General features: G+C 60.8%; 20 protein-coding genes. 4 read left to right on the top strand and 16 right to left on the bottom strand.

Annotation, left to right across the window (positions count from 1 at the left end):
- The first annotated feature begins 334 nt into the window (after nt 1-334).
- The 4 genes from RBT76_08860 to RBT76_08845 all read left to right on the top strand — a co-directional run bounded on the left by RBT76_08860 (nt 335) and on the right by RBT76_08845 (nt 4,232).
- A complete protein-coding gene (locus RBT76_08860) occupies nt 335-1,594 on the top strand; it encodes an efflux RND transporter periplasmic adaptor subunit (protein ID MDX9857886.1) in 1,260 nt (419 codons plus the stop codon).
- Nucleotides 1,595-1,619: 25 nt separating this feature from the next.
- Nucleotides 1,620-2,360, top strand: a complete 741-nt coding sequence (locus RBT76_08855; GenBank protein MDX9857885.1) for an ABC transporter ATP-binding protein — start codon at nt 1,620-1,622, stop codon at nt 2,358-2,360.
- A gap of 6 nt (nt 2,361-2,366) precedes the next feature.
- Nucleotides 2,367-3,587, top strand: coding sequence for an ABC transporter permease (locus RBT76_08850; GenBank protein ID MDX9857884.1), 1,221 nt, complete (start codon nt 2,367-2,369; stop codon nt 3,585-3,587).
- 255 nt (nt 3,588-3,842) lie between these two features.
- The gene (locus tag RBT76_08845; protein ID MDX9857883.1) at nt 3,843-4,232 is read left to right on the top strand and encodes a VOC family protein; all 390 of its coding nucleotides are present in this window, start codon (nt 3,843-3,845) and stop codon (nt 4,230-4,232) included.
- 234 nt (nt 4,233-4,466) lie between these two features.
- Here RBT76_08845 and RBT76_08840 read toward each other — a convergent pair whose 3' ends face one another.
- The 16 genes from RBT76_08840 to RBT76_08765 form a co-directional block, all read right to left on the bottom strand.
- The gene (locus RBT76_08840; protein ID MDX9857882.1) at nt 4,467-4,862 is read right to left on the bottom strand and encodes a response regulator; all 396 of its coding nucleotides are present in this window, start codon (nt 4,860-4,862) and stop codon (nt 4,467-4,469) included.
- A 54-nt stretch (nt 4,863-4,916) separates the two neighbouring features.
- Entirely contained in the window at nt 4,917-5,441 is a 525-nt protein-coding gene (locus RBT76_08835; protein MDX9857881.1) for a response regulator, read from the bottom strand.
- Nucleotides 5,442-5,464: 23 nt separating this feature from the next.
- Entirely contained in the window at nt 5,465-6,934 is a 1,470-nt protein-coding gene (locus RBT76_08830; GenBank protein MDX9857880.1) for a PAS domain-containing protein, read from the bottom strand.
- A 2-nt stretch (nt 6,935-6,936) separates the two neighbouring features.
- Nucleotides 6,937-8,802, bottom strand: coding sequence for a Ni/Fe-hydrogenase cytochrome b subunit (gene hybB / locus RBT76_08825; protein MDX9857879.1), 1,866 nt, complete (start codon nt 8,800-8,802; stop codon nt 6,937-6,939).
- A complete protein-coding gene (locus RBT76_08820; GenBank protein ID MDX9857878.1) occupies nt 8,799-9,560 on the bottom strand; it encodes a 4Fe-4S dicluster domain-containing protein in 762 nt (253 codons plus the stop codon). Before RBT76_08820 ends, hybB begins: the two co-directional genes overlap by 4 nt.
- Complete coding sequence (locus RBT76_08815; protein MDX9857877.1) at nt 9,557-10,261, bottom strand: hypothetical protein; 705 nt, start codon at nt 10,259-10,261, stop codon at nt 9,557-9,559. The genes RBT76_08820 and RBT76_08815 overlap by 4 nt, the downstream gene beginning before the upstream one ends.
- 14 nt (nt 10,262-10,275) lie before the next feature.
- The gene (locus RBT76_08810) at nt 10,276-11,772 is read right to left on the bottom strand and encodes a (Fe-S)-binding protein (protein ID MDX9857876.1); all 1,497 of its coding nucleotides are present in this window, start codon (nt 11,770-11,772) and stop codon (nt 10,276-10,278) included.
- Nucleotides 11,773-11,808: 36 nt separating this feature from the next.
- The gene (locus RBT76_08805) at nt 11,809-12,561 is read right to left on the bottom strand and encodes a NifB/NifX family molybdenum-iron cluster-binding protein (protein MDX9857875.1); all 753 of its coding nucleotides are present in this window, start codon (nt 12,559-12,561) and stop codon (nt 11,809-11,811) included.
- 262 nt (nt 12,562-12,823) lie between these two features.
- Entirely contained in the window at nt 12,824-13,591 is a 768-nt protein-coding gene (locus RBT76_08800) for a methyltransferase domain-containing protein (protein MDX9857874.1), read from the bottom strand.
- 136 nt (nt 13,592-13,727) lie between these two features.
- Entirely contained in the window at nt 13,728-15,095 is a 1,368-nt protein-coding gene (locus RBT76_08795) for a sigma 54-interacting transcriptional regulator (protein ID MDX9857873.1), read from the bottom strand.
- A gap of 191 nt (nt 15,096-15,286) precedes the next feature.
- Entirely contained in the window at nt 15,287-15,865 is a 579-nt protein-coding gene (locus RBT76_08790; protein MDX9857872.1) for an OsmC family protein, read from the bottom strand.
- A 214-nt stretch (nt 15,866-16,079) separates the two neighbouring features.
- Nucleotides 16,080-18,017 (bottom strand): sigma 54-interacting transcriptional regulator, encoded by a 1,938-nt coding sequence (locus RBT76_08785; protein MDX9857871.1) that lies wholly within the window; start codon nt 18,015-18,017, stop codon nt 16,080-16,082.
- Nucleotides 18,007-18,183: a hypothetical protein gene (locus RBT76_08780; protein ID MDX9857870.1), complete on the bottom strand. Its 177-nt coding sequence runs from the start codon at nt 18,181-18,183 to the stop codon at nt 18,007-18,009. The genes RBT76_08785 and RBT76_08780 overlap by 11 nt, the downstream gene beginning before the upstream one ends.
- A gap of 123 nt (nt 18,184-18,306) precedes the next feature.
- Nucleotides 18,307-19,422: a class I SAM-dependent methyltransferase gene (locus RBT76_08775; protein ID MDX9857869.1), complete on the bottom strand. Its 1,116-nt coding sequence runs from the start codon at nt 19,420-19,422 to the stop codon at nt 18,307-18,309.
- Between the two features lie 10 nt (nt 19,423-19,432).
- A complete protein-coding gene (locus RBT76_08770) occupies nt 19,433-20,887 on the bottom strand; it encodes an APC family permease (protein MDX9857868.1) in 1,455 nt (484 codons plus the stop codon).
- A 232-nt stretch (nt 20,888-21,119) separates the two neighbouring features.
- Nucleotides 21,120-24,008, bottom strand: coding sequence for an AAA family ATPase (locus tag RBT76_08765; protein MDX9857867.1), 2,889 nt, complete (start codon nt 24,006-24,008; stop codon nt 21,120-21,122).
- Between the last annotated feature and the right edge of the window lie 215 nt (nt 24,009-24,223).

The raw sequence follows: 24,223 nt of genomic DNA, 5'->3' as shown, positions 1-24,223 counted from the left end.
GGGAAACCGCGTTCATCAATTTCTGCTAAAAAATTAGCATAAAATGGACATCACGTCAAGCACAAAATGCTAAAAAACCAGCACATATGTATATTGCTACGTTTTGGCCCATGCACTTACCCGCAGTCCCATCCCGCAGAGGCGGCTAAACGGCATGTTGTGCAACGACATAACATGGTCGGGCAGCTCGTTCCCTCCCGCTCGTATGATGGTGCGCCCAGTTCTTCGCACGTATCATTAGCAGCCTTCATTAATCTATTTCCCGCCCTTAGTTGTCCTTTCATGAGATCATTGGCGAAATCATCTCCGGCCGGTGGCCGGATGGAAAGGACGCATGTCGAAACGAGTTCTGGTGTACGGTTTGGCGATCGCGATCGTGATTGTCGGCGCCTACTTCCTGCTCCATGGCTTTCCCGGTGCGGCAGCTGTGCAATACCAGTTTGCGAGTGTCACTCGCGGCACTATCGAGATCACTGTCTCCGCGACGGGAACCTTATCTCCGGTGACGACGGTGGAAGTCGGCACGCAAATCTCCGGTACCATCGATACGGTATTTGTCGATTTCAACGACCCGGTGACGGCCGATCAGATACTCGCCGTGCTGGACACGTCGCTGCTCAAAGCGTCGGTGCTGGATGCGGAAGCAAGCCTGGAGCGCGCGGAGGCGCAGCTCGATCAGGCCCGGGCTGACTACACGCGCAACAAAGCGTTGTTCGAACAGAAGCTGATTTCGGAATCAACCTGGCTGCCGTTTGCGATCAATCTGAAAACGCAGAACGCCGCCGTAAAATCGGCACAGGCGGCGCTTGACCGCAACCGCCGCAATCTCGAGTACGCCGTTATCCGCTCGCCGATCGACGGTATCGTGATCGGACGTAACATCGAATCCGGGCAGACGGTTGCCGCCAGTCTGTCCACGCCGACGCTGTTTGTCATTGCCCGGAATCTCGATCGCATGGAAATCCTCGTGGATGTCGACGAAAGCGATATCGGTGATATCAAGCTCGGACAGCGCGTGCGTTTCGAAGTCGCCGCGTATCTCAACGAAGAATTCTCCGGAACCGTCACCCAGATCCGACTCCAGCCCAAAACGGTCTCCAACGTGGTGACGTATACGGTCGTTGTCGAGGCTGATAACGATCGCGGGCTGCTGTTGCCGGGCATGACCGCAACTGCGGAGTTCATCACGTCCGCTCGCGCAGATGTGCTGATTATCCCCGCAAAGGCCCTGCGCTTCCAACCACCGGCGGAAGAACTCGAGACTTACCGAGCTCGACGGGACCAGGAGCGAGCGGGGAAGGTTGATTCGTCGGCCGTCGATGTCTCCGCGCGGCGTCCGGGCGAGGCGGGGAGACCGATTCGACAGCGCCCCGCCGAAGCGGGAACGGTCTGGTATCTTGATTCGCTGGGCCGTCTTGCGGCGGCTCCGCTTCGAACGGGACTGTCCGACGGCTCCAACACCGAGGTGGTGGCATCGCGCATCCTTACCGAAGGCATGCAGATAATCAGTGGCACGCAGAGCGAGATATCGACTGCGCAGCAGAGCAGATCCATGCAGCGTCCGCCCATGGGTCCGGGGATGCGGCCGTTTTAGCGGTATCGAACGGAGATCGTTGTCCATGGCGCCAGTGATAGAGACACATGCCTTGATCCGCACGTTCCAGATCGGCGATATCGCAGTTCGGGCGCTGCGCGGAATCGATTTGGTCATCCAGCCCGGCGAGTTTGTTGCGATTATGGGAGCTTCCGGCTCCGGCAAATCCACGCTGATGAACCTTTTGGGCTGTCTGGACACACCAACGTCGGGGCAGTACATTCTCGACGGCGAACGGGTGGACCGACTCAGCCGGACACAGCGCGCCGACGTGCGAAACCGCAAAATAGGGTTTGTATTCCAGGGCTTCAACCTGCTGTCGCGCACGTCGGCCCTGGAGAATGTCGAGTTGCCGCTGTTCTACAATCGTCACAACGGAATCAAGCACAATCGAACCGCGGCAGCCGAGGCGCTTGCGCGTGTCGGACTGGGCGACCGTCTCGATCACACTCCCAACCAGCTCTCCGGCGGACAGCAACAGCGGGTCGCGATCGCCCGCGCCCTCGTGAACAAGCCGTCGATACTGCTCGCGGACGAACCCACCGGCAACCTCGACAGTGCGACGTCGGTGGAAATCGTAGCGCTGTTTCAGGATCTCAATGAAGCCGGCGTCACGGTCATACTCGTGACGCACGAACGGGATATCGCGCAGTACACGAGGCGGATGGTCGCGCTCCGCGACGGCCTGATCGTCCGTGATGAGCCGGTGAACGGGCGCCGCGACGCGCGCGCGGACCTGGCCGCACTGCAGGCGGAGGCGAGGTAGAAGATCATGGGCTACCTTTACAGGCTGGTCAAAGCGGCGATTCGAAGTATCGGGAAGAACCGGATGCGAAGCCTGCTCACGTCGCTCGGCATCATTATCGGCGTGAGCGCCGTGATCATCATGGTGGCCATCGGCGAGGGTTCCTCGTCGCGCATCACGGCCAGTATCGACTCGCTGGGGACCAACCTCATTATGATCATTCCCGGCACGATGACCACCGGCGGCGCTCGCATGGGCGCCGGCACATCCGAGCGCTTCACGTTTGACGATGTCGACCACATCCGGAAGAACTGCGAGCAGGTCGCGCGGGTGTCGCCTGTCGTGCGAACGGCCGACCAGGTAGTAGGCGGCGGCAACAACTGGTATACCACGATCTACGGTGTCGATCCTGACTATCTCGCCATTCGAAACTGGGAGATCGATTATGGCGAGCCGTTCGATGACAAGGATGTGACCGCGCGTCGCAAAGTGGCGGTGATCGGCAGCACGGTCGCCAGGGAGCTTTTCGGCGAGACCGACGCCGTCGGCCAGACTATCCGAATCCGCAACATCCCGTTCACGGTTGTCGGCGTCCTCAAGAGCAAAGGCCAAAACGCCATGGGGCAGGACCAGGACGACACCATCCTTGCTCCATCGACCAGCGTATTGTACCGGCTGAAAGGCCGGCAGTGGATCGACATGATCAATGCCGGCGCGATATCGACCGAGCAGGTGAGTGCGGCTATCGAAGAACTTCGCGCGCTCATGCGCGCGGCGCACGGGCTGCAGGACGGTCAGGAGGATGACTTCACGATTCGCAGCCAGGCGGAGATCATGGAGATGGTGAACGAAACCACGAAGACCATGACGCTGCTGCTCGGATCGATCGCAGCGGTAAGCCTGCTGGTGGGCGGCATCGGCATCATGAATATCATGCTCGTATCCGTGACCGAACGCACGCGCGAGATCGGAATCCGGCTGTCGGTCGGGGCGCGTGAGAGCGATATACTCGTGCAGTTTCTGACGGAAGCGGTGGTGCTCAGCGTGAGCGGCGGGCTGGTGGGAATAGCCTTGTCGATAGCAATTGTCGGCGGCCTCAACCGCTGGACCGAGCTTGACGCCATTGTCACGCCGGAGATTGTCGCGTTATCGTTTTTGTTTTCGGCGGCCGTTGGAATATTCTTCGGGTTTTACCCCGCGCGCAAAGCAGCTCTGCTCGACCCCATCGATGCGCTGAGACACGAATAGTCGGTCACCTTGAGCCTGTCGAAGGGTGACCTGCGTACGTGGCACATGCCCACGCGCACGACGCCCCAGTGCGCCTGGTAGCAAGCGGGGGGTGGAGCAAAGGCGGACTCGAAGAGGGATCCGCCCTATGGGGCTGAGAGCACTTCATCCCGCGCGCCGGCTCACAAATGTGATACCGTTTCCGACGATCATACCGTATACTCCTGCGGGAGGTTACTCCAATCTCGCGTATCACAAAATCAGAGGAGACGTCACATGTCAAACGGTATGCCTAAACACGGGGTATTTTGCTGGAACGAACTGATGACCTGGGATGCCGCCAGGGCGACCGAGTTTTACACCGAGCTGCTTGGCTGGAAAGCCGAAGACTCCGGCATGCCCGGCATGAAGTACACGATTCTGAAGGCCGGTGACACGCAGGCCGGGGGCTTAATGGCAATGCCGCCCAATGTCCCGAAAGAGGTCCCGTCGCACTGGATGGCCTATATCGCCGTGGACGATATCGATGCCTGTGCGAAGAGAGTAGGAGAGCTGGGCGGCGAGGTGTTTCACGGCCCGCAGGACATTCCGAACCTCGGACGCTTCTGCATTCTCAAAGATCCAACCGGCGCGGTCGTGTCCCTGATGGAGTTCGTGAAGAAGTAGGTTCACACGTGGTGTTAGTCGATCTCGCCTGGCACCACGGAAGTTGTCGGTCCGTCGCTGCGGTGGGCTGTGGTTTGGACGAAGGCGGGCTTGAAGAAGGACCCGCCGTAGACGGCTGCCATACCCGTGAAAACGGGTATCCATCCGATAGATGGTGTCGGGCGAGTCGCCCGACAACACAAGATACATGTATGGCGTCAGGCGGGGTCGTCTGACACCACAGCCAATGCGGTTTTATGCTTTGGCGGCCGGCTTGCCGGCGATTGCGTCAGCGATTTTTTGTAGCAGTTCGTCTTTCTCGATCGGCTTTTCGACGAACGCAAACGGTTTTGGCATGGCGGCATGGTCGCGCCCGAACAGATCCTTGAACCGCGTCACGCCACTCAGTATGATTACCGGTACGCCGGAGAGCGCCTTGTCTTTCGTCAGAAAGCGATAGAACTTCACGCCGGTTTCTTTCGGCATGATGATGTCAAGCGTGATCAGGTCGGGCTTGAACGAGGCCACGATCTTCTCGGCTTCGTTGCCGTCGACCGCAGTCTTGGTTTCGTACCCCTCTTCGCGGAGCAGCGTCTCCAGAAACGTGCGGACATCGGGTTCGTCGTCGACGATCAGTATTTTTTTTGCCATGCGGCGCCTTCTTTCTGCGACCGGGTCGGTCATTGTGGCGTATGCGACATGTAGTCAGTCGTTGCTGCGGCCTTTCAGCAGTTCCTTTATTTTTTTCAGAGTCGCCGGGTCGGCCCCGTCGACAAGGTTTTTCAACTCGTTCTGAATAGCCACTGTCTCCGCGGCTTCATCTTCCTCGGGCGTCACTTCGACGCAGAGCAGCTTTTTGATCGCGGCGATATAGTTGGTCGGCTTGACCGGCTTCTCGAGGTAGATTCCCGGTCCGGACATGGTGAGTTCCCTGAGGTCGGCCTTGCCGAGATCATCGCGGGCGTGGCCGGTGACAATGATAATCGGGATCGAGGCCCATTTCTTGTTTTTGGATAGTTCGTGGTAGAACCTGACACCGGAGTGCTTGGGCATCACCAGGTCGAGCGAGATCAGGTCCGGCGGTTGTTTCTTCACGATTTCAAGCGCCTCGAGACCGTCGCGCGCCTGCGCCACCTCGAATCCGGCCTCGATCAGCGCGGTCGTCAGAAACAGGCGGACATCGTCCTCGTCGTCGACCACCAGTACGGTTTTGTTCATCGGTTTGGTCATACTGCCGTTCCCATCTATGTCGGTTACTCGATATCGTCGTTAGACTGTTGCTTCGCGAGTCCGGCGAGCCGTTCCCGAGGCAGTTCGATCCGGAAGCGCGCCCCTTCACCGGGTCGGGACTTGACGACGATCTTGCCGCCGTGTTCCTGCACGATCTTTCGGGTGGTCAGCAATCCGAGTCCGGTACCCTGTCCACCCTTGGTGGTGAAGAACGTGGTGAAGATCTTTTTCTTGATTTCGTAGTCGATGCCGGTGCCGTTGTCGGCGACCTCGAAGACAAGCGCGCCGCCCTCGTTGCGCGTGCGGACTTCAACCCAGGCGTTTTCCTTCTCGCTCATCGCGCATGCATCAAGAGCGTTGGACACCAGATTGGTCAGGCAGGTATGCATGCCGTCCGGATCGAGAGGAGCCGGCTTGATTTTCGGGTCGAGGTCCGCGCGAAGGTCGACTCCGGACTGAGCCGCAACGTCGCGATACAGGCCGATTATCTCATTGACCAGTTGGTTGGGGTCGGTCGGGACCGCGTGCGGCACGCGCCCCTTGGCGAATTCGAGGAAATCCTTCACCAGGGTGGTCGTTTTGTCGAAGTTACGTTCGAGCATCTCCCAGCCTTGCTCGATCAGTTGTTTGTCTTCTTTTTTCAGTCCCAGACTGACAATATACTTGCCGCCTTCGAGACCCATAAGGATGTTTTTTACGCTGTGAGCCAGACCGGCCACGGTCTGCCCGACAGCGGCGAGGCGCTCGGCCTCGATCATTTCATCCTGCAGCTTCTTCAAATCGGTAACATCGCTTGAGATTTCGATCACGTGCGCAACCCTGCCGTCGCCGCGCTGCAGAGGCGAAGTCATTACATGGTAGTGCGTCTTCTCCCCCTTTTTGCTCGTGCCGACCTGATTCGACCGGTGCGCCTGACCGTCTTCAAAGGTCTTCTCGGCGGGGCAGTTCGGACACGTGCGGTCACGCCGTTTGTAGATCTTGTAACAGTACTCGCCGACAGCGTCGCCGAATCGTTCCCGGAACGCCTCGTTGGCCCGCGTGATGCGATAGTTCTGGTCGATCACCGTAACATAGCACGGCACGCGGTCGAACAGGATCTGGTATTCCCGTTGCCACTTACTGGTCTCGGTGACATCGGAGGACATCTCGAGGATGTACTCGACGGGGCCGTCCGGCGTGCGTCGCAGCGGCGCCGAATGCACGACGTAGTGGGTCATGCGCCCGTCCTGGTCGAGTCCGGTTTCGTCGGTCACGCGTGACTGACCGTCTTCAAAAGTCTTGAGCGCGTTGCATCGGTCACACGGGCAGCCGGATTTTTTGTAAACCTCGTAGCACTTCTTTCCGCGCCACTCGCCGAACCGCTCGGTGAAACTGCGGTTGGCATCAACCACGTCCAAGTCGCGGTCGATGACCGCCACGTTGAACGGCAACTGCTCGAGCACTTCCCGTTGCAGCCACAGGACCTCGGATATGTCGGCACGCTTTTTCGGCATGACTACTCCACCTGCTCCAGGCTGAGCCCGGGCAGGACGACATGGTTGAATTCGGTCCGTTTGAGGCGCTCGAGAACGTCGGCCCGCAGATACTCCGGTCCGGCGCTCGAGTGGCAGTTCGCACAGAGCACGATCGCCTCTTTCTCGGGTTTTTCGGCAGCGACTTCGCGGTGGCAGCCGATACACATCGCGTGCATGGCATCGGTATAGGCCGGTGCGAGGTACTGCTCGACGGTTACGGTTGCGCCGGGCACGACCAGGTCGGTGTGACAGGACTCACATGTCTTTGCGGATGTTGCGGTGCGATTCATGTTGTCGGCGTGACACTCGCTGCAGGCGACATTGGCGCCCGACGGTGAGCCGTGCCATTCGTGGCGGAACGCGTCCGCCGCGACATACATCTGGCGGTGGCAGTGGAAGCAGCCGCTGTTTTTGTCCTGCGGCATATTCATGTGATGGCAGAGCACACATGACTGTTCCCGGCCGAGCGTGTCCTCATGGAACTGGTGCTTGAACGCGACGCCGTACCCGTCGCGATTGCCGTCGACAAAGAGCGTATCGCCGCCACGCGCGGCCACGGTCGGAACATCGGCGACCCCGCCGCTCCTGATCTTCTTGCCCGGGATGAGCGCGAAGCCAATTGCAAGCGCGACCACAAAGGCAAAGGAATACCGGGTCCGTCCCGCGACAGCCGGTGCGCCGAGCCATACTTCACCGGCCCGGCTGAAGTGCGGCGACGCGTGTGGATCCGACTCCTCTTCCGTCGGTCGGTTTTCCCAGATATTGAACTTCTCGATGGCAAACAGGAACACCAGAACCATAAAGGAAACGATGCCGAGGCTGATAGAGAGCTCCATCCAGGAGGGGAAGTAGCTGTCGCCGGAGGTCGAGAGCATGGTCAGGCCGCCGACGTTGACGCGGTTGAAAATCGCACCGAACACCACGAGGAAGGAGCCGGTCCATTGTCCGGCGAGCGAATTGCGCGTTTTCGGGACCGCGAACAACAATATCGGGATCACCGCCATAATCAGGATCTCGGCGATGAATAGGAAGCCTTCCCAGGTTCCTTCGACCATCAATGCGAGTTTGCCGGTGATCGCCAGATCGACGAACCGCACGATCAGGAAGATACTCAACACCCACACGGCCGCTTTGCCGAGTTTGGCGACCAGATGCGTTTCAGGCGGGCGTTTGTATATCCATGAGGAGACCAGATTCTCCAACGACACCATCATCAAGCCGAGACCGACTGCGGAGATGAAGAAGAGAATCGGCAGCAGGGGCGTGTACCACAGCGGGTGCAGCTTGAACGGCATGATCAGAAACAGCGACCCGAGCGACGACTGGTGAAGCGTGGACAGCATGATGCCCAGGAGCACGAGCGGAAACCGGAATTTCATGAGGAAGTCGCGGATCTTCGCATAGCGGCTCGATGACTCCAGCGGCACGGGGCTGAACTCGAGAAGGAGCACGGATGTGTAGAGCATCACGCACCAGCCGACTTCGAACAGCGGTGAATGGGGGTTCCAGAAGATGATCATATGCCAGATGTTCCAGGGCAGACCGAGGTCGACCATGAGAGAGAAGACGACCGCGACATAGCCCAGAAACGCGGTCAGGACCGCCGGCCGGACCATCGGATGAAACTCCTTACGCCGCATCACATAGAAGATGGCGGTGATCACGAAGCCGCCGGCCGCCAGGGCCACGCCGGCCATGACGTCGAATCCGATCCACAGACCCCACGGGGTAGCGTCGGTGAGATTAGTCGTGGCGCCGAGTCCAAACGCAAAGCGGTTGATGGCCACGGCGAGCGACAGGCCGACCAGCGCCCAGAGGATGGCTTTCACGACATGAACGCGGTTCATCGATGTCCCTCCTCTGCAGTGCTGTCGCCTTTGAGCTGCTGGCGACGCTTGATGATCCAGTTCAATCCCAGCATGACGCCGCCCATGCCGACAAACGCGAACGGGACGGCTTTCATCGCGAGACTGGTCGTCTTGGGCAGTGGCGTCGTCAACTCCGACTGGTAGCTGAGGAAATCGAGATTGATGTCGGATATGTAGAGCACCGACGTGCCTCCGACCTCATGCTCGCCCCAGATGTGATCGATATACTTTCCGGGGTTTTCGGCAATTCGGCGGCGCGCCTCTTTGACCAGGTCCGTGCGGGAGCCGAATATCGTAGCCTCTTTCGGACAGGCTTTCGTGCAGGCAGGCGGCTCGCCTTTTTTCAGGTTATCGTAGCACAATACACACTTGCGGACGTAGGGGACCTGCTGGTCCCAGTCGTACCGCGGGATCCCGAACGGGCAGGCCATCATGCAATAGCGACACCCCAGGCATTTGTCGTTATCGTAGACGACAGCGCCCTCGGGGGTCGTGTGCAGGGCACCGACCGGGCACGCGCTGGCGCAGGCGGGCTTCAGGCAGTGACGGCACTGCTTGCGGATGTAGTGCGGGCCCGGCTTCTGCAGGATGGAGGTCCAGTTCTGGGCCGACAACCCGTCGTTGTTCTGCCAGCTACGCGGCACGTCGAGCCCCAGTCCGTTCTGCTTCTTGCAGGCAGCCACGCACTCGAGACAGCCGATACAGCGGGTGACGTCAGTCAGAATGGCGACACTCATACCGGGGCTCCTTCCTTGTTGAGGGTGGTGCAGACGTCTTCGTCGACGCGTGCCGGGAATTTCCATGCGAGCGTGGAGACAAGCTGCGACAGCGGCATCAGCACGCAGTGGGCGATCTTCGTGAACGGGATCAACACGAATATCAGTTCACCCGACAACACGTGGACCAGCATCGAGAGCCGGTACAGCGCCGGGCTGACGCCGAGATTGGCGCATACATACCCGGTGATAAACGGCACGATGAGCACGAGGGGCCACAGATAATCCTGTTTTCGGCTGAGGGACCGGGCGTCGCGCGACCCGACCCGGCCCAGAAAGAGAAGCACGCCGAGTGCGATGGTCGCGAGCGTCAAGGTGTCCGCCAGCCCCGGTGACAGCGTCCACCAGCCGAACCCGAGCCCGTCACGCCACAATTGCACGTGGGCGAATAAAAATATGGGTGTAACCAGCAAGCCGATATGGAACAGGATCGCGATGACGCTGTAGACAGGGCGGTGACTGATTACGCGTTTAACCGGGAAGACCCATTCGAGTGTGCGGCTCAGGGTGAGCTTCCAGGGGATCGTCTTGTCGCCGGCACGTCGATAGGCTTCGAACATGCCGATCAAATCAAGGACGAGAATGCGAACCAGCCCGAGAATCATGATCGCAAATGTCAGGCGGAACAATGGCCCGGTTGCGAATTCCAAAAATGCATCCACGGTGCGGATCCTTTCTACTTGTCAGCGCTGCCGGTGGCATCAGGCTTCACTTCTTCGACAGCGTCTTCTTCCGTTTCCGGTTCAACGATCATCGCGGGATCGAAGATGATCGCCTTGTACAGCAGGTCGTGCAGACCCACGACTTCGGCATCGATGCCCTGGTCTTCGACCAGTTCACGCAGCTGCTTTTTGCAGTTGGCGCAGGGGGCGACTATATACCTGGCGCCCGTGGCGCGGATCTGGTTGGCCTTGGCCAGGCCGCCGACTGCGGTGCGATAGGGCCGAATCTCGTCGATCGACACCGTTCCGCCCCCGCCCCCGCAGCAAATGTTGTCCTCGCGGTTGGGGGTCATCTCGACATAGTCCGCGCAGATTGCTTTTAGCAGCTCGCGGGGCTGCTCCAGAATCCATTTCTGTCGCGAGATGTTACACGGGTCGTGATAGGTGACGCGGTCCGTGATCGCGTTTGGTCGCAACTTGAGCTTGCCGGCTTTCCACGCGCCATAGGTGTATTCCATGATGTTGATGACGGGGAGCGCGTCCTTGCCGCCGCAATGCGCGGGGAGAAAGTACTTGGCCGACCGCGAGGCGTGTCCGCACTCGCCGATCAGCACCTTCTTGCCGTTCAGCCGTCGTGTTTCCACGTCGATCTTCGTGACTACCCGCTCGAGGATGCGGTCGCTGTAAAACAGCCCGTAGTTGATGCCGTCGAAATAGCCCGTGCCGGTGGTCCAGGAGTCGCCGGTGGCGGTGAATACGGCGGCGATGCCCATGAGCGTTTCCGCTTCCATGAGGAAATCGCTCACGGCCGGGAAGAACACGTATTCCGCGTTTTTGATGTCGACGGGGAATTTGATGTCGACATGCAATTCTTCCTTCATGTCCTCTTCGAGGAACTCCAGTGTATCCAGAAGCGCCGGGACCGGTACGGCCGACGTGTTGCCGGTCTTGCCTTCCAGTTGCTCGCGGGTGGAAACGACCAGCGCGCGGGGTGCGATACCGATCTCGCTGAGAATATACCGACCGAGGTGCGTGATGAGGGCGTGATCGATGCCGGCCGGGCACTCCATGCTGCAACGGCGGCAGGCCGTGCAATTCCAGAAGGATTCCGCCATTTCCTGGATTTTTTCGTCGGTGAGATGCCCGGTCCCCAAGAGGCGGCCGCGCAGCGAGCCGGCCAGCGTGAAGTGCCGTCGATACACCGACAGCAGCAGTTCGGACCGCTTGCACGGGATGTCATCGGTGTCCCCGGTGGCAAGGTACACCTGGCACTGGGTTGCGCAGCGCGAGCACTTGGCGCTCATGCGAATGAAATGGTCCAGCGCGAACTGGTAGTTTGAATGACGAAGGATCGCCGCAAACGCTTCGAGGAAACGTCGCGGACGATCGTCGACATTGAAATCTTCGACGTGGTATCGAACAGCCAGTTTCTGGCGTTGGACGACATCCGGCTTTTTGGTCGGCGCAAATGCCTTTGCCCGCTGCTCGTCATTAACCGGCGTAGTCTTCATGGTGTCTCCGTCACGGTATCATCATCGTTTTTTTTATCATCTGTTGTCCGGCGAGGCCGCTTCGTGGCCCGCGATCTTCATCTGCAGGATGGGAATTGCGTTGGTGACCGGGTGGTCGCAGGCGGCGAAGTGTGCGTCGGGATCGATCAGTTCAATTCCGTACTCGTCGCACAGGCGTCTTACCTGCGGCGATGACGAGGCCACGTAAACGTGCGCATTGAAGTCGCGTGCGGCGGCCAGATGCAGCTGCTGGATCTCCTGATCCGGGCGATACGTGTGCGCACCGCAGCAAATGGCGACACGGATGGCCTTGCCGCAGGTTGGGCAGGAAATCTCCGCAATGAGATCGATCGGAAAGGCGGCCGTATCGGCGCCCGTCGTGACCGAATACCCGTGCGCCGTAAAAAGCTCCCGCGTCCAGCAGATGAGGTCCTCGAGCGGTATGCGCGCATCGAACGAGACGGGTTCGGATTCGATCTCGCGCGGCTTGAGGCGTCCGCAGATAAACTGGTCGAGCGCTTCGGAGGCGTCGCCGGTCACATTGTCGATAACGACTACGCCCGCCGCCTGCAGCAGATCGCGATAAAACCCCTTTATGCCGCCGCAAATAACCACATCGATCTTTTTGTCGCGGAGCAGCTTTACCCGGCCAAACCCTTCGCAGCCGCCACATTCGAGCAGTCGGCGGTCGATAGGTGTGCGGTTGTCGAGGCGGCAGACCAAGAAGACCCGGGCGACTTCGAAGCAGGGGGCTACTGTTTCACCAAACTTGGGGATTGCAACATTCATTTCCTTCTCCACATCGTGTCAATGCGAACTTTGTGCCAGATTTCACAAGTATTCGTAATGCGCTGTAAGTTAGCGTGTTACGTTTCGACATCGCGATGGTGGTGTTGCAGGTGTTGCAACATAGAGCGTTGCACTGCAACAATCCATTATGTTGCATGCAACGACGAGTGTAGTTGCGATTGACAGTATCTCGTCCCCAGCGTCAGATCAACAGGAAACCCGGCGGACGAGCCGGCTGCCGATTCCCGGCTGAGAACTGTCCTCAGTGACGCTGAGCAACAACAAAGAGCCGGCGGAACGGGAACAGTGTGGTGCCGTCTGTCCCGGGCGGGTATGCTCTGCGCAGCCGGGACGCGTACGCGGCGAGGAACCGCTCGCGGACGTCCGCCTGCAGTCGATCCAGATACGGAACCAGAGCGGTTCCTTTCACCCAGCCGAGCACCGGATTGTCTCCGGTCATTACCTGCAGATACTCCGTGTACCAGATATCGACAGTCCTGCAATGGCCGGAGAGAATATCGTAATAGTCGGCGGCCGGGTGTATCGGGTTTGCAGGCCTGATATCGGCCACGTCTTCGGCCCACGGGCCGTCGGATGCGACCTCCCTCAGCAAGGTGTGAGACGGAGCGTCGAAATTCGCCGGCATCTGTATCGCGAGAACCCCGCCTTCGGTCAGGCAGTCGGCCAGTCGCGTGAAGACCGTCCGGTGATCGTCGATCCAATGATACGCGGCATTCGAGAAGACGAGTCGGGGACGGTCGGGTGGAACGAAGGAACTCAGGTCAGCCAATTGCCAGTCCGCATTGAGACCGCTCTGGCGTGCGCGCGTGAGCATTGTCTCGCTGCTGTCAACGCCGGTGATCCGCGCCTCGGGCCAGCGGGTCCTAAGAAGCGCGGTCGAATTACCGGTGCCGCAGCCAAGGTCGTAGATTCGTTCGGCCGTCTCCAGCGGAATGCGGGCGAGGAGTTCGGCTGTCGGCCGCTCGCGCAGGGTGGCGTGAGCCAGGTAGGTGGTCGGATCCCACGTCATTGCAGTCTCTCGGTGTTGGATTTGGTTGGCGGAACACAATTCCGATCAGTATACAATTATGCAGAGTCCCACGTTGCGTCGCGCCGGGGCTGATGTACTCCTCGCGGCGTCTGCATCCGGTGCGCTTATGACGACACTATACGTTAAAGGGCAGGCGGTTGGGATCGATGCCGTAGCGTTTCATTTTACGCCAGAGCGTGGTGCGATCGATTCCGAGCATGCGAGCCGCCTCGGCCCGGTTTCCTCCGCTGGCGGTCAGCGCGTGCGTGATGCGGCTCTGTTCGTCCACGGCGTCGCGTACCGGATCACCGTCCGGTACGGCAGGGCCCGCCGACACCGCGACCCGTTCCTGCAATTCGGCGGGAAGATGCTCTCTCTGGATAATGCTGCCGCGACATACCACAAACGCGCACTCGATGACGTTTTCGAGTTCCCGAATGTTGCCGAGAAAGTCGTGGCGCAACAAGGTACTCATGACATCGGGGCTGACGCTGACGATGTTTTTGCCGCGCCGGGCGTTGTTTTTCTTGATGAAGTGGTCGACGAGGTACGGGATATCTTCGCGCCGGTTGACGAGCGGGGGCAGATCAAACCGTACGACTGCGAGCCGGAAATAGAGATCGTCGCGGAACTTGCCCGAGGCGACCAGGGAGCGGAGGTCGCGGTTGGTGGCGGCGACCACGCGAATGTCGGCACGGATGGGTTCGGTCGACCCGAGCGGTTCGTACTCGCGCTGCTGCAGGAGGCGGAGCAGTTTTACCTGCGTGGACATGGGGAGCTCGCCGATCTCATCGAAAAACACCGTGCCGCCGTCGGCGGCGGTCAGCTTGCCCGCTTTGTCTTTTTTGGCGTCGGTGAAGGCTCCTTTGACATAGCCGAACAACTCGGATTCAAACAACTGCGGCGGAAGGGTGCCACAGTTGATGACGACATAGTGGTGGTCCTTGCGGGCGCTGAGATTGTGAATGGCGCGGGCAAAGAGTTCCTTACCGGAGCCCGACGGGCCCTGGATCAGCACGGTCGAGTCGCTTTCGGCGACATCCGGCAGTATCGCAAACAGCTTATGGATCAGCGGGCTTTTCGAGATGATATCCTCGAACGTGTAGTTTCGGGCGAGTTCCTTGCGGAGGTGTTCAATCGTGGAAAGATCGCGGAACGTTTCAACCGCGCCGAGCACGTTGCCGTCGTCGTCGCGAAGGACAGCGGTGGAGATACTGATGGGAATACGTTCGCCGGAAGCGTTGGTGATGTTGACCGGCTGATCGATAGCCTCCCGCCCGGTGCGAAGGGTATTCTCCAGAAGACAGCCCTCTTCACAGCAGTCCGCATGGAAGACGTCGAAGCACTGCCGCCCGATCGCCTGCGAGGCCGGTACACCGGTGATCCGCTCCGCAGCGGGGTTGAAGCTGGTGATTTTTCGGTCGCTGTCGACAGTGAAGACTCCATCGGCGATCGAGCTGAGAATCACCTTGAAAAAACGGTCGCTGTCCGGAGTTCCCTTCACGCGTGTTCCTTATCCTTGCCGCGCCTCGATGCGCGACGACCAATATATCCGTTTTTGTGGTCGGATTCAAGGGAAAGGGCGGCAAACGGGAACTGTCGGATGCGACTCGCCCGCGGCGGCGGGCAAGAGCGCATCCGACAGAACCGAAGAAATGAGTCAGGCCGGATAGTGACCGGTTGGGCGGGCAATCGCTATCGGTCGGCCAACCGCACGGAAACGGTCGTGCCGTGTGATACCAGGTCAAAGACCGGCGAGTGCGCCTGCGCGAGCCCGATCAACTCCTCGATCTTTTCACGCGGTGCGTCGGACTTGATCGAGAAGGTTACGCGGATGTTGTCGTAGCCATTACGGACTTCGTCGCTCAGGCCGAGCAGTCCACGGATGTCGATGTCACCTTCGTAGTGCGACGTGATTTCGTCGATTTCGACTCCCATGGCCGACGCGTAGCACACCAGCGTGGTCGTCAAACAGCCGGCGAGGCCGTGCAGGATGTACTCGACGGGGTTGGCGCCGCGGTTTTCCCCGAACAGGACCGGCGGCTCATCGTTGTCCATCTCGAAGGAGTCGGCGCGCGACGTATCCTCTTTGCAGTAGCCGTAAAAGCCCTTGATGGACGACCGGTTGTGACCGCCGGACAGCCAGGTGTTGTCGGAGCGGAAGGTGAACCGGGCCAGCATCGGCTTGTCCTTGATTTCATTCATGGTCGCGACCACCTGTGTGACATTGATGCCGTTGAGGGTGGTCGGCGTCGTCGTGTTCTGGGTGCTCATAGGATGTTTCCTTTTTCCGTGATACATGGTAAAACGTTGACTGGTTACGTCCATGTCATAGGCAGAACCCGTGCCGGATCGTCAGGAGACTTATAAGTCGTTGATTGTGAGCGTACTAGATGTTCGGTGACGCTGCCCTTGGGGTCGCGAGATTTCGTGAGTAACGAAATCTCGTAATCCGGCATCGCGAGAACTCGTGAGAAGGTGAGTCAGTTTAGAGCGGTCGCTTGATGCCAAGCGCCTTGATGCGCGAGCTGAGCGTGAATGCTTTCATGCCGAGGAGCGCTGCCGCGCCGTTGCGGCCGGAGACGCGCCAGTCGGTTTGGTCGAGGGCGCGTTCGATGTTTTCCCGCTCGAGTTCGTGCAACTCGGCCATGGTGCGGATGCGGTCGTGGCTGCCGTTGCCGCCCGGGAGCGGCACAGGCGCAGGGGGACGGGACACATCGGGAAGGGCACGGTCGAGGTTGAGGTGTCCGTCGCGGGATGTAATCACGGCGCGTTCGATGACATTTTGGAGCTCACGCACATTGCCCGGCCAGTCGTAGGCGCACAGCCGCCGCATGCACTCGGGAGTAAGGCTGATGATGTCGCGGCCGATACGTCGGGCGACACTCGATGTGAAGGACTCGGCCAGCATGACGACGTCACGCCCGCGTTCGCGCAGCGGCGGCACGTGGAGGGGAAAGACGTTCAGGCGGTAGAAAAGATCTTCGCGAAACAACCCGTAGCGCATTTGTTGCTGCAGGTCGCGGTTGGTGGCGGCGATAACGCGCACGTCGACTCGCCGTGTCTGCGAGCTTCCGACCGGCTCGAACTCTCCTTCCTGCAGTACGCGCAGCAGCTTGCTCTGCAAGTCCAGCGGCAATTCCCCCACCTCATCGAGGAATATCGTGCCGCCATCGGCCAGAGCAAACCGACCCTCGCGGCGCTTCGTGGCGCCGGTAAACGCTCCCTGTTCGTGTCCGAAGAATTCGCTCTCGATCAGCGTGGCGGGAATGGCCGCGCAGTTGACTTTGATGAGCGGCTTGTCCCTGCGCCTGCTCGCCGCATGAATGGCCCGCGCGACCACTTCCTTGCCGGTTCCCGTTTCTCCGAGAATCAGCACGGTAGCCTGGGTGGCGGCCACCTGGTTCAGATCGTCGATCAAGCGGAGCATGGGACGGCTTTCGCCGATGATATCGTCGAATCCGTGCAGCGCACGGATCTCGTCGCGAAGATACTCCGTCTGGACGGTGAGCGTCTGAATCCGACGTTCGGCTTCGATGCGGTCATTGACGTTTCGGATGATGAGGGTGTAGAAGGTCCGTTCCTGCGCGTCGTAGCGCGACAAGGAGGCTTCCGCGGGGAATTCCTCCTGGGTGGCCCGGACCGCCCGGAATCCGCCCGGAACCCAGAGATACCGGCTGCCTTCAGGCCGCGCATTCAGTTCCCGGACCAGTTCGCGCAGGCGGGTATAGCTTTCGTCATGGAGGCACTCGGAGAACGACAGTCCCTGACTTTCGGGTCCGGGACGAGCGAACAACTTCTCGGCCGCGGGATTGAAACGGAGCACGCTGAGATCGTGGTCCAGTTCGACGATGGCGTCGAGGGCGCTGTCGATGAGCCGTTCCAGCTTGGTTTCGCGCGCGCGAACATCGGCCTCGGCCCGCAGGCGCTGCAACTCCGCCGCGGCCCGCGCCGCGAAGATCTGAAACAGCGCGAGGCCGCGCGGCTGCCGGGGCATGGGTTTGGAATCCATGACCGCGAGATGGCCGAGGATACGGCCGTCGAGATCCTTGAGCGGCACGCCCATGTAGCTTACGGCATTAAACCGTGGCAGGTCGTTATCGCCCGGAAAGAGATGAACGATGTTGTCGGGATAGTGAACCAGCCGGGCGTTTTCGATCACCGGTTCGCACGGCGTTCCCTCGATATCGTAGGCGTAGTCTTCGACAAAGCCGTCGACCATCCAGAAGGCTAATGCTCTGAGACGGCGGGTGTCCGCTTCATACTCCGTGACCCACGCCCCGTCGGTGTTGACCGCCCCGGCCAGGTTTTCGACCAGAGCACGGAAGAACGGTGTGCCGGTGGTTGACGCCGTGCCTTCGAGAATTCGCCGCAACGCAATTTCATCGTCGCCCGGCAGCGGATCGTATGATGTGTCATTCGTCATGGGTCGAACAGTCGAGATCTTCCTGCGTCAATGATACCCGGTATCGATTCGGCGGTTTGAGCGCGCCCGGCAAACGGCGCGTGACGGGAAGATAATAGATAGTATGGCGATCCGCAATATCCATTATAAACACGTGGCTGCTGCGGGGCCGCTCTTTCAGTCTCATGAACGAGTGATCCACTGCGGCGCGGTCGGATCAGCGGCCCCGCAAAATGAGCCGCGCGCCGACCGAAGTTCGGCCGACGCGCAGCGCGCGGTAAGGAGTGTTTGCAGTGTGGTGCGCGAGAAATCAGGCGGCCCTGGTTGCTTTCTCCTGCCGCTTGCGCGCGACGAAATAGGTGTTCTGGATATCGTGCTCGAGGCGGCTGGTGGTCACGTGTTCGAAACCACTCTCGGCGAGCATGGAGCGCGCCAGCTCTTCGCCCCAGGCGGCGCCGAGACCGAGTCCGCCCTGAGCCAGCGACACGGTCATGCAGTGCATGCATGAGATGGTGTAGATGAAGGCGCCCAGGGGGTTCTCGATATTGTTTTCGACATTGCTTGAGGCCGCGATATCCTGCATCAGGAAGACACCGTCATCGCGAAGCGCACGGTTGATGTTGTCCAGCACGATGTCCGGTCGGCTCTGGTCGTGAATCGCATCAAACGCAGTCACCAGATCAAATGCGGATTCCTCGGACCAATGCGTGAGATCAACCGGAGCGAACTTCAGGTTGGTCAGCCCGAGCTGCTCAGTCTGTTCCACCGCCGAGGCGATTGCCTCGGTCGACAGGTCGTAGCCCGTGAACCGGCTGTTGGGGTACCGCTGCGCCATTGCGATCAACGCCTTTCCGCGGCCGCAGCCGATATCGAGCACGTCGATCCCGCTATGCAGGCGGTCGTCCAGGCCGGGTACGAGCGGGAGAATGGCGTCAAAAAGCCCCGACACAGTGGTCTGTGCGCTTTCCTCGGCCATCACTTCATGGAATCGAGGATACGCGGAGTAGGGTACGCCACCGCCCGTCTGAAAGCATTCGACCACTTTGTCTTCTACTGATCCAAGAACCGCGAAGTATTGCGCCGTGACCGCGATATTATTCGGCGACGCCTCGCGTGTGAGGAAGGCGGCATGTTCGGCCGGCAGGCAGTACGTGCGGGACTCGGGGTCATAGGCGACAATACGTCCGGACACCATCGCGCCGAGCCACTCGCGCACATAGCGCTCGTTGAGACCGGCCCCGTGCGCGATCTGCTCGCTGGTCGAGGGTTCCAGTGTCGCCATGATGTCGAACAGACGTGTGCGATGCCCGATCGACACCATGAATGCGACGGCGGCGCTGTTGAGCGTGCTCATCATTTTGTAGGCGAAGGCCTCGGCTTTGATGTTGTCAAAGCGTCCCGGATTACAGCCAATAGAGTTACACATGACAGACTCCTTAGTTATTCGAGTTAGACGGTGCATAGTTCAATTCAACTGCGGTCCCCAGCGACGGGACGGTTGAGCGACGATTGCTCAGGGCAAAAGATATCGCCGTGCACGCGATTACGACGGCGCACATGAGAAGAGACCGCATGCCGTAGTGCGCGTGTGAGCCGGCAAAAGCTACATACAGACCGAAGGTTGTCGCAGCGATTCCAAAAACGCCGGTTGCGATGAACCAGCGCGTGCGGCGCGCCGGTTCTGTTTTGCGGCGGCGGTAGGAATCGACGACCGCCAACACGTGGAACACACCGTACAGCGCCGTCCAGCAATACGCGGCGGTGAACAACCAGTCGATTACCGAATTGCTGTACAGAGCGGGCCCGACATACAGCGCGGCGCAGAGCAGGGTGGCCTTCACAGCGGTGCCGAATTTCGGATGCAGCGTACCGAAGGTGTTCGACAGCGGTCCAAAAAAGTAGCCGTCGCGGGCGACACTGTAGATGATCCGCGGCATGGCCGCATAGGCGACCGTGAGGGTGCCCAGGGTCGCCGCCACCGACGACAAAGCCATCAGCAGGTACCCGACCCGTCCAAACATCAGGCTGCCCACGGCCAACTGCGGCGCGTCGCCGCCGTAGCCGAGGTCGGACTCCACCGCCGTGCGCCACGCCGCGAGCGGTTCAGTGCCGGCCACGCCGAGTCCCATGACGATGGTGGTGAGCAGGACTCCGGCCAGACCGATCAGCAGCCCGCGCGGCATTGACTTTTTCGGTGATTTGACTTCCTCGGCCAGCGAGCAGGCGAATTCGATTCCCACAAAACTCCACAGGGCGAGCGCAAGACCCGCGGTGAGGATGCCATCGCCGCCAAACCAGCTCGCGGCCGTGGCTGCATCAATCATATGCTCGGAGGACCATGCGCCGGTGTCACTGACGCCGAGGAAACCGGCCAGGCCGAAGAACCAGCGAATACCAAGCATGACCAACAGCAGCAGCGCGGAGATCCAGGCGGTCGTCCTGATTCCCAGGATATTCGGGAGGACGGCGAGCGCGGTAAGAACCACGACAAAGACGCCGAGAGGAAGATCCGATCCAATCAACGCCTTGAGCCCGAATGCGCCCGCGGCCGTTTCGCCCGAAGCGGCAAAGGCAAACATGCCGACAAAGGTCAGGCCGAGAACGGCGCCGATGAACCGGCCGGCGGATCCGCCGATTACGGCACGGGCGTAGTCATACAACGCGCCGGCGCGGGGATAGACGACACTCAGGCGTGCCGCCGAAATCCCCAGCAGCAGGTTGATCGCAAACCCTGCCGCCAGCGCCGGCACGAACGCCAGACCCAGGCGGAAGAATCCGGTGAATTCGCTGACCATCGTGCTTGATGCCACGACCAGCGCAACTCCCGCGACTGCCACCTGCCAGGTGCCGATTGGTGCGGTGCGGCCGGTTGGTATGTTCTGTTGGGACATGCGGACCTCCGTCGGTTGCCGGGTGATTCTATGAGTCATGGACCCGTGTTATCGATTACGTGCCAAAAGATCGGCTTCCGGCCGGCCGGCAACAATCGGGGGGACTACCGTATTTGAAGACATCGGCTACCGTACCGCCACGCCGGCCGCCGGCCAGTTTGTGTGCCGGAACCTTAAGGGAGTCTTCGGGTTGGACGGAGATTACGGTACGTGAGCCGATGAGTGGGATTACTTACGCGCTCTTGTCGATCAGTCCGAGGTCGGCGATACGTCGGACAGCGTCGGTGCGGCTGCGGCAGTCCAGACGGCTGAGGATATTGGCCACATGCATGTCGACCGTCCGCGTGGACAGAAACAACTTGCGGCCGATCTGGCGGTTGGTGAGTCCGTCGGCGATCAGGCGGGCCACCTCGAGTTGCCGCGAAGTAAGTCCGGCCTTATCGGCGCGTTCGGCGGCGTCGATCGACCGACGCTCTTCGGGAGTCTCTCCGAGGGCGGCCAGGTCTTCCGCGATTCGGGCGGCCAACGGCCGCGCCGCTAGTTTGCGGGCGGTGCGGTAGCCGGCGCGAAGGTGCGTGATGGCCTCTAAATTGTCACCGGCCCGAGACAGCGCTACGCCGTAGCGCCATTCGGTATGCGCGCGGCCGATGGGTATCTCCAGCCGATCGAGATTCTGCACGGCCTGTGCGAACTGCTGCACGCTGTCGGAGATTTTTCCGCCGAGCATCGACAGTTCGCCCAGCGCGTACGCAAGCCCGGCCAGCGCTTCGAGATTGCCGGTAGCCGACGCGATGTGGGCAAGCGATTCAGCGCACCGGCTGGTGTCCGCCTCGTGGCCCGTTCCGGCGAAGAAGGTGGCCGCGCTGCACAACGCCGGGATAACATCGTGAAGGTCCTGCGTCTGCTTCCAGAAATCCAGCAGCGTGCGGTAGCGCTCGGCGGCGGATTCCGACGCGCCCTCGTAGTCGTCAATGAGCGCCATCCCCCAGAGCGCGGTCATGTGCATAGCGGCAATGTTCAGGCGCCGGGCTGAGGTAATGCAGTCGGCAAGGTTCTTCCTCGCCATGCGAAACTCGCCCCGGTAGGCACGGACAATACCCAGCACGCCTTCGGCGGTCACACGCGACCCGGGCGGCGACGCCTTCGACGCCAGCACTTCAGAACAGACCTCGACCGTTCGTTTCCAGTCGCCCGTCATAAAGAGCACATACGACATGCAACTCAAGCAGACCTGCGTGTGCACATCGACACCCTCCGAACGACAATAGTCTACCGCAGTCGTGAAGACTTTGCGGGAGGCGGAGTAGTCGGAGGCGCTGGCCAGCGCAATGGCGAGGCGGCGGTAGACTTCGGAAGCCGCCTCCGTCTGGTTGTGCTTCAGTGCGAGTGTGAGGCCGGCGTGTGCTGTCTCGCGCCCGGCATCGTACTTCCCCTGCATGGCGAGGATGTCTCCTTTGAGGCCGAGCGCCCGCGCCTGGATATCGACAAGGCCGGCCAGCTCGGCCCATGCGACGGCCTGCTGCACGGCGTCGAGGGCGGCGGTCAGCTGCGTGGTGGCGTTAAGGCGCAGGGCGGCGGCGAGCATTTCCGATGCGGCGTCGCCAAGACAATCGGCGGCGCGGAATGCTTCGGCAGCCCGGCGGCGCGCCTCCACGGCTTTTTCAACCGCCCCCTGGAGGCCGTAGACCGTGGCGAGTGCGCGAAGGGCTTCGGCGCGACGTCGGAAGTCGCCCTCCAGCAGCGGGCTGTCGACTACTTCGCGCCAGGCACGTGCCGCTTCGGTAAGCTGTCCGCCTATCTGGGCACAGCGGGCGAAGCGCTCCACCGCCGCCAAACGGGAGTCGTCGTCATCGCCGGGCGGCCATATCTCGAGGGCGCGGTCGATTGCCCGGGCGGCATCGCGATACGCATGGAGCCGGCAGGAATGTTCGGCGGCTTTGAGCAGGGCGGCGCGTGCACGTGTCGATTCATGGGCGGCCAGCCAGTGCTCGGCGACTTCTTCGGGCGGCGCTCCGTTGGCTTCAAGATATGCGCCGACTCTGGCGTGCAGCGAGAGACGCTGCGACCATGAGATCTGGTTGCGCACGGTTTCGTGAATGAGCGCGTGGCGAAAGGCGGCTCGTCCGGTCTCGGTCTCGCGCAGGACACCGCGATCCAGCAGTTCCTCCAGCGGTACGTTTCCGCCGTGCAGCACCGTCAGCGCCGCGAGATCGGACTCGAGACCCATGACCGCCGCAAGATCCAGGAGAGCGCGGCCTTCCGGGCTCAGGCCGTCCAGACGCAGGAGGATGGCATCGCGCACACTGTCAGGCACCGGCACCGACTCACCGGGGACCAGTTCGGCCCGGCCGGATTCGATTTGAAGGCGTCCGCCCGATTCAAGCGCCCGGACGAACTCCTCGACGAAAAGGGGAATACCAAGGGTGCGGTCGACGATTTCGCGGGTGAGAGATGGCCCGGGGCGGCAACCCAGACAGCGCGCAATGAGCGCCTCGGCGTGCTCATGCGCGAGCGGCTGCACCGCGATCTCTTCGAGACGACGCGTGCGGCGAAGTTCATAACGCATCCGACGGATCAAGTGTGCGCGAGAGACTTCGTCGTCCCGATAGGTGCCGATGATAACGATCGGTTCCGCCGCCAGTCGATCGGCGAGCGCGGGCAGAAGTTCCAGCGTGGCGTTGTCCGCCCAGTGCAGATCATCGAAGAGGATCGCGGCCCCCCGGTCGGCCGCGGCGGCGGAGAAGGTCGATGAGATTGCCTCCACGATCGTCTCGGGGTCTACGTGCTCGGGTGGCGGCCCCAACTCCGGAAGGAGGAGCGCCAGATAGGGCAAAAGAGAGTCCTGAACGAGCGTGACGTCGGTGTGTCGCAGGCACTCGCGAAGCGCGGCGGCAACCGGACCATACGGCGGGGTGGAGCGCTCGCGCGCCCGGCCGGTGAAGGCGGGTCCGGGAAACCGAGTGAGCGCGGCCTCGGCGAGCACAGTCTTGCCGGAGCCTTCGTCGCCGGTAAGAAGGACAATCCGCCCCTCTCCGGCCGCCACCGTCTCGAAGACGGCGGTGAGCAGGGCCAGTTCCTGATCGCGGCCGACCAGTTCGGCGATGTATGCAGGTGCGTTCATGGTAAGTCAGACGATCAACCGGGCTCCGTGACGGCAAGAGTCGACATGTGTTGGGGTTAGCCGGTCGATGCCGGTTTGTATGTAGATGATTATACTCCATATTATCTCGAAGGACAAGGCAAAATCGGCCGGAGAGGAAATGCCGCGCTGCAGGAAAAGCCCTTGACAAGTGAGCTGTTACCGTGTCTATTAGGCGGCTGAAAGTGCCCGGCCGC

The sequence above is a fragment of the Candidatus Zixiibacteriota bacterium genome, from assembly GCA_034003725.1.
Taxonomy (GTDB): domain Bacteria; phylum Zixibacteria; class MSB-5A5; order GN15; family FEB-12; genus WJMS01.
Note: the sequence above shows the minus strand (reverse complement) of the source record. Positions and strands in the feature narration are given on the sequence as shown.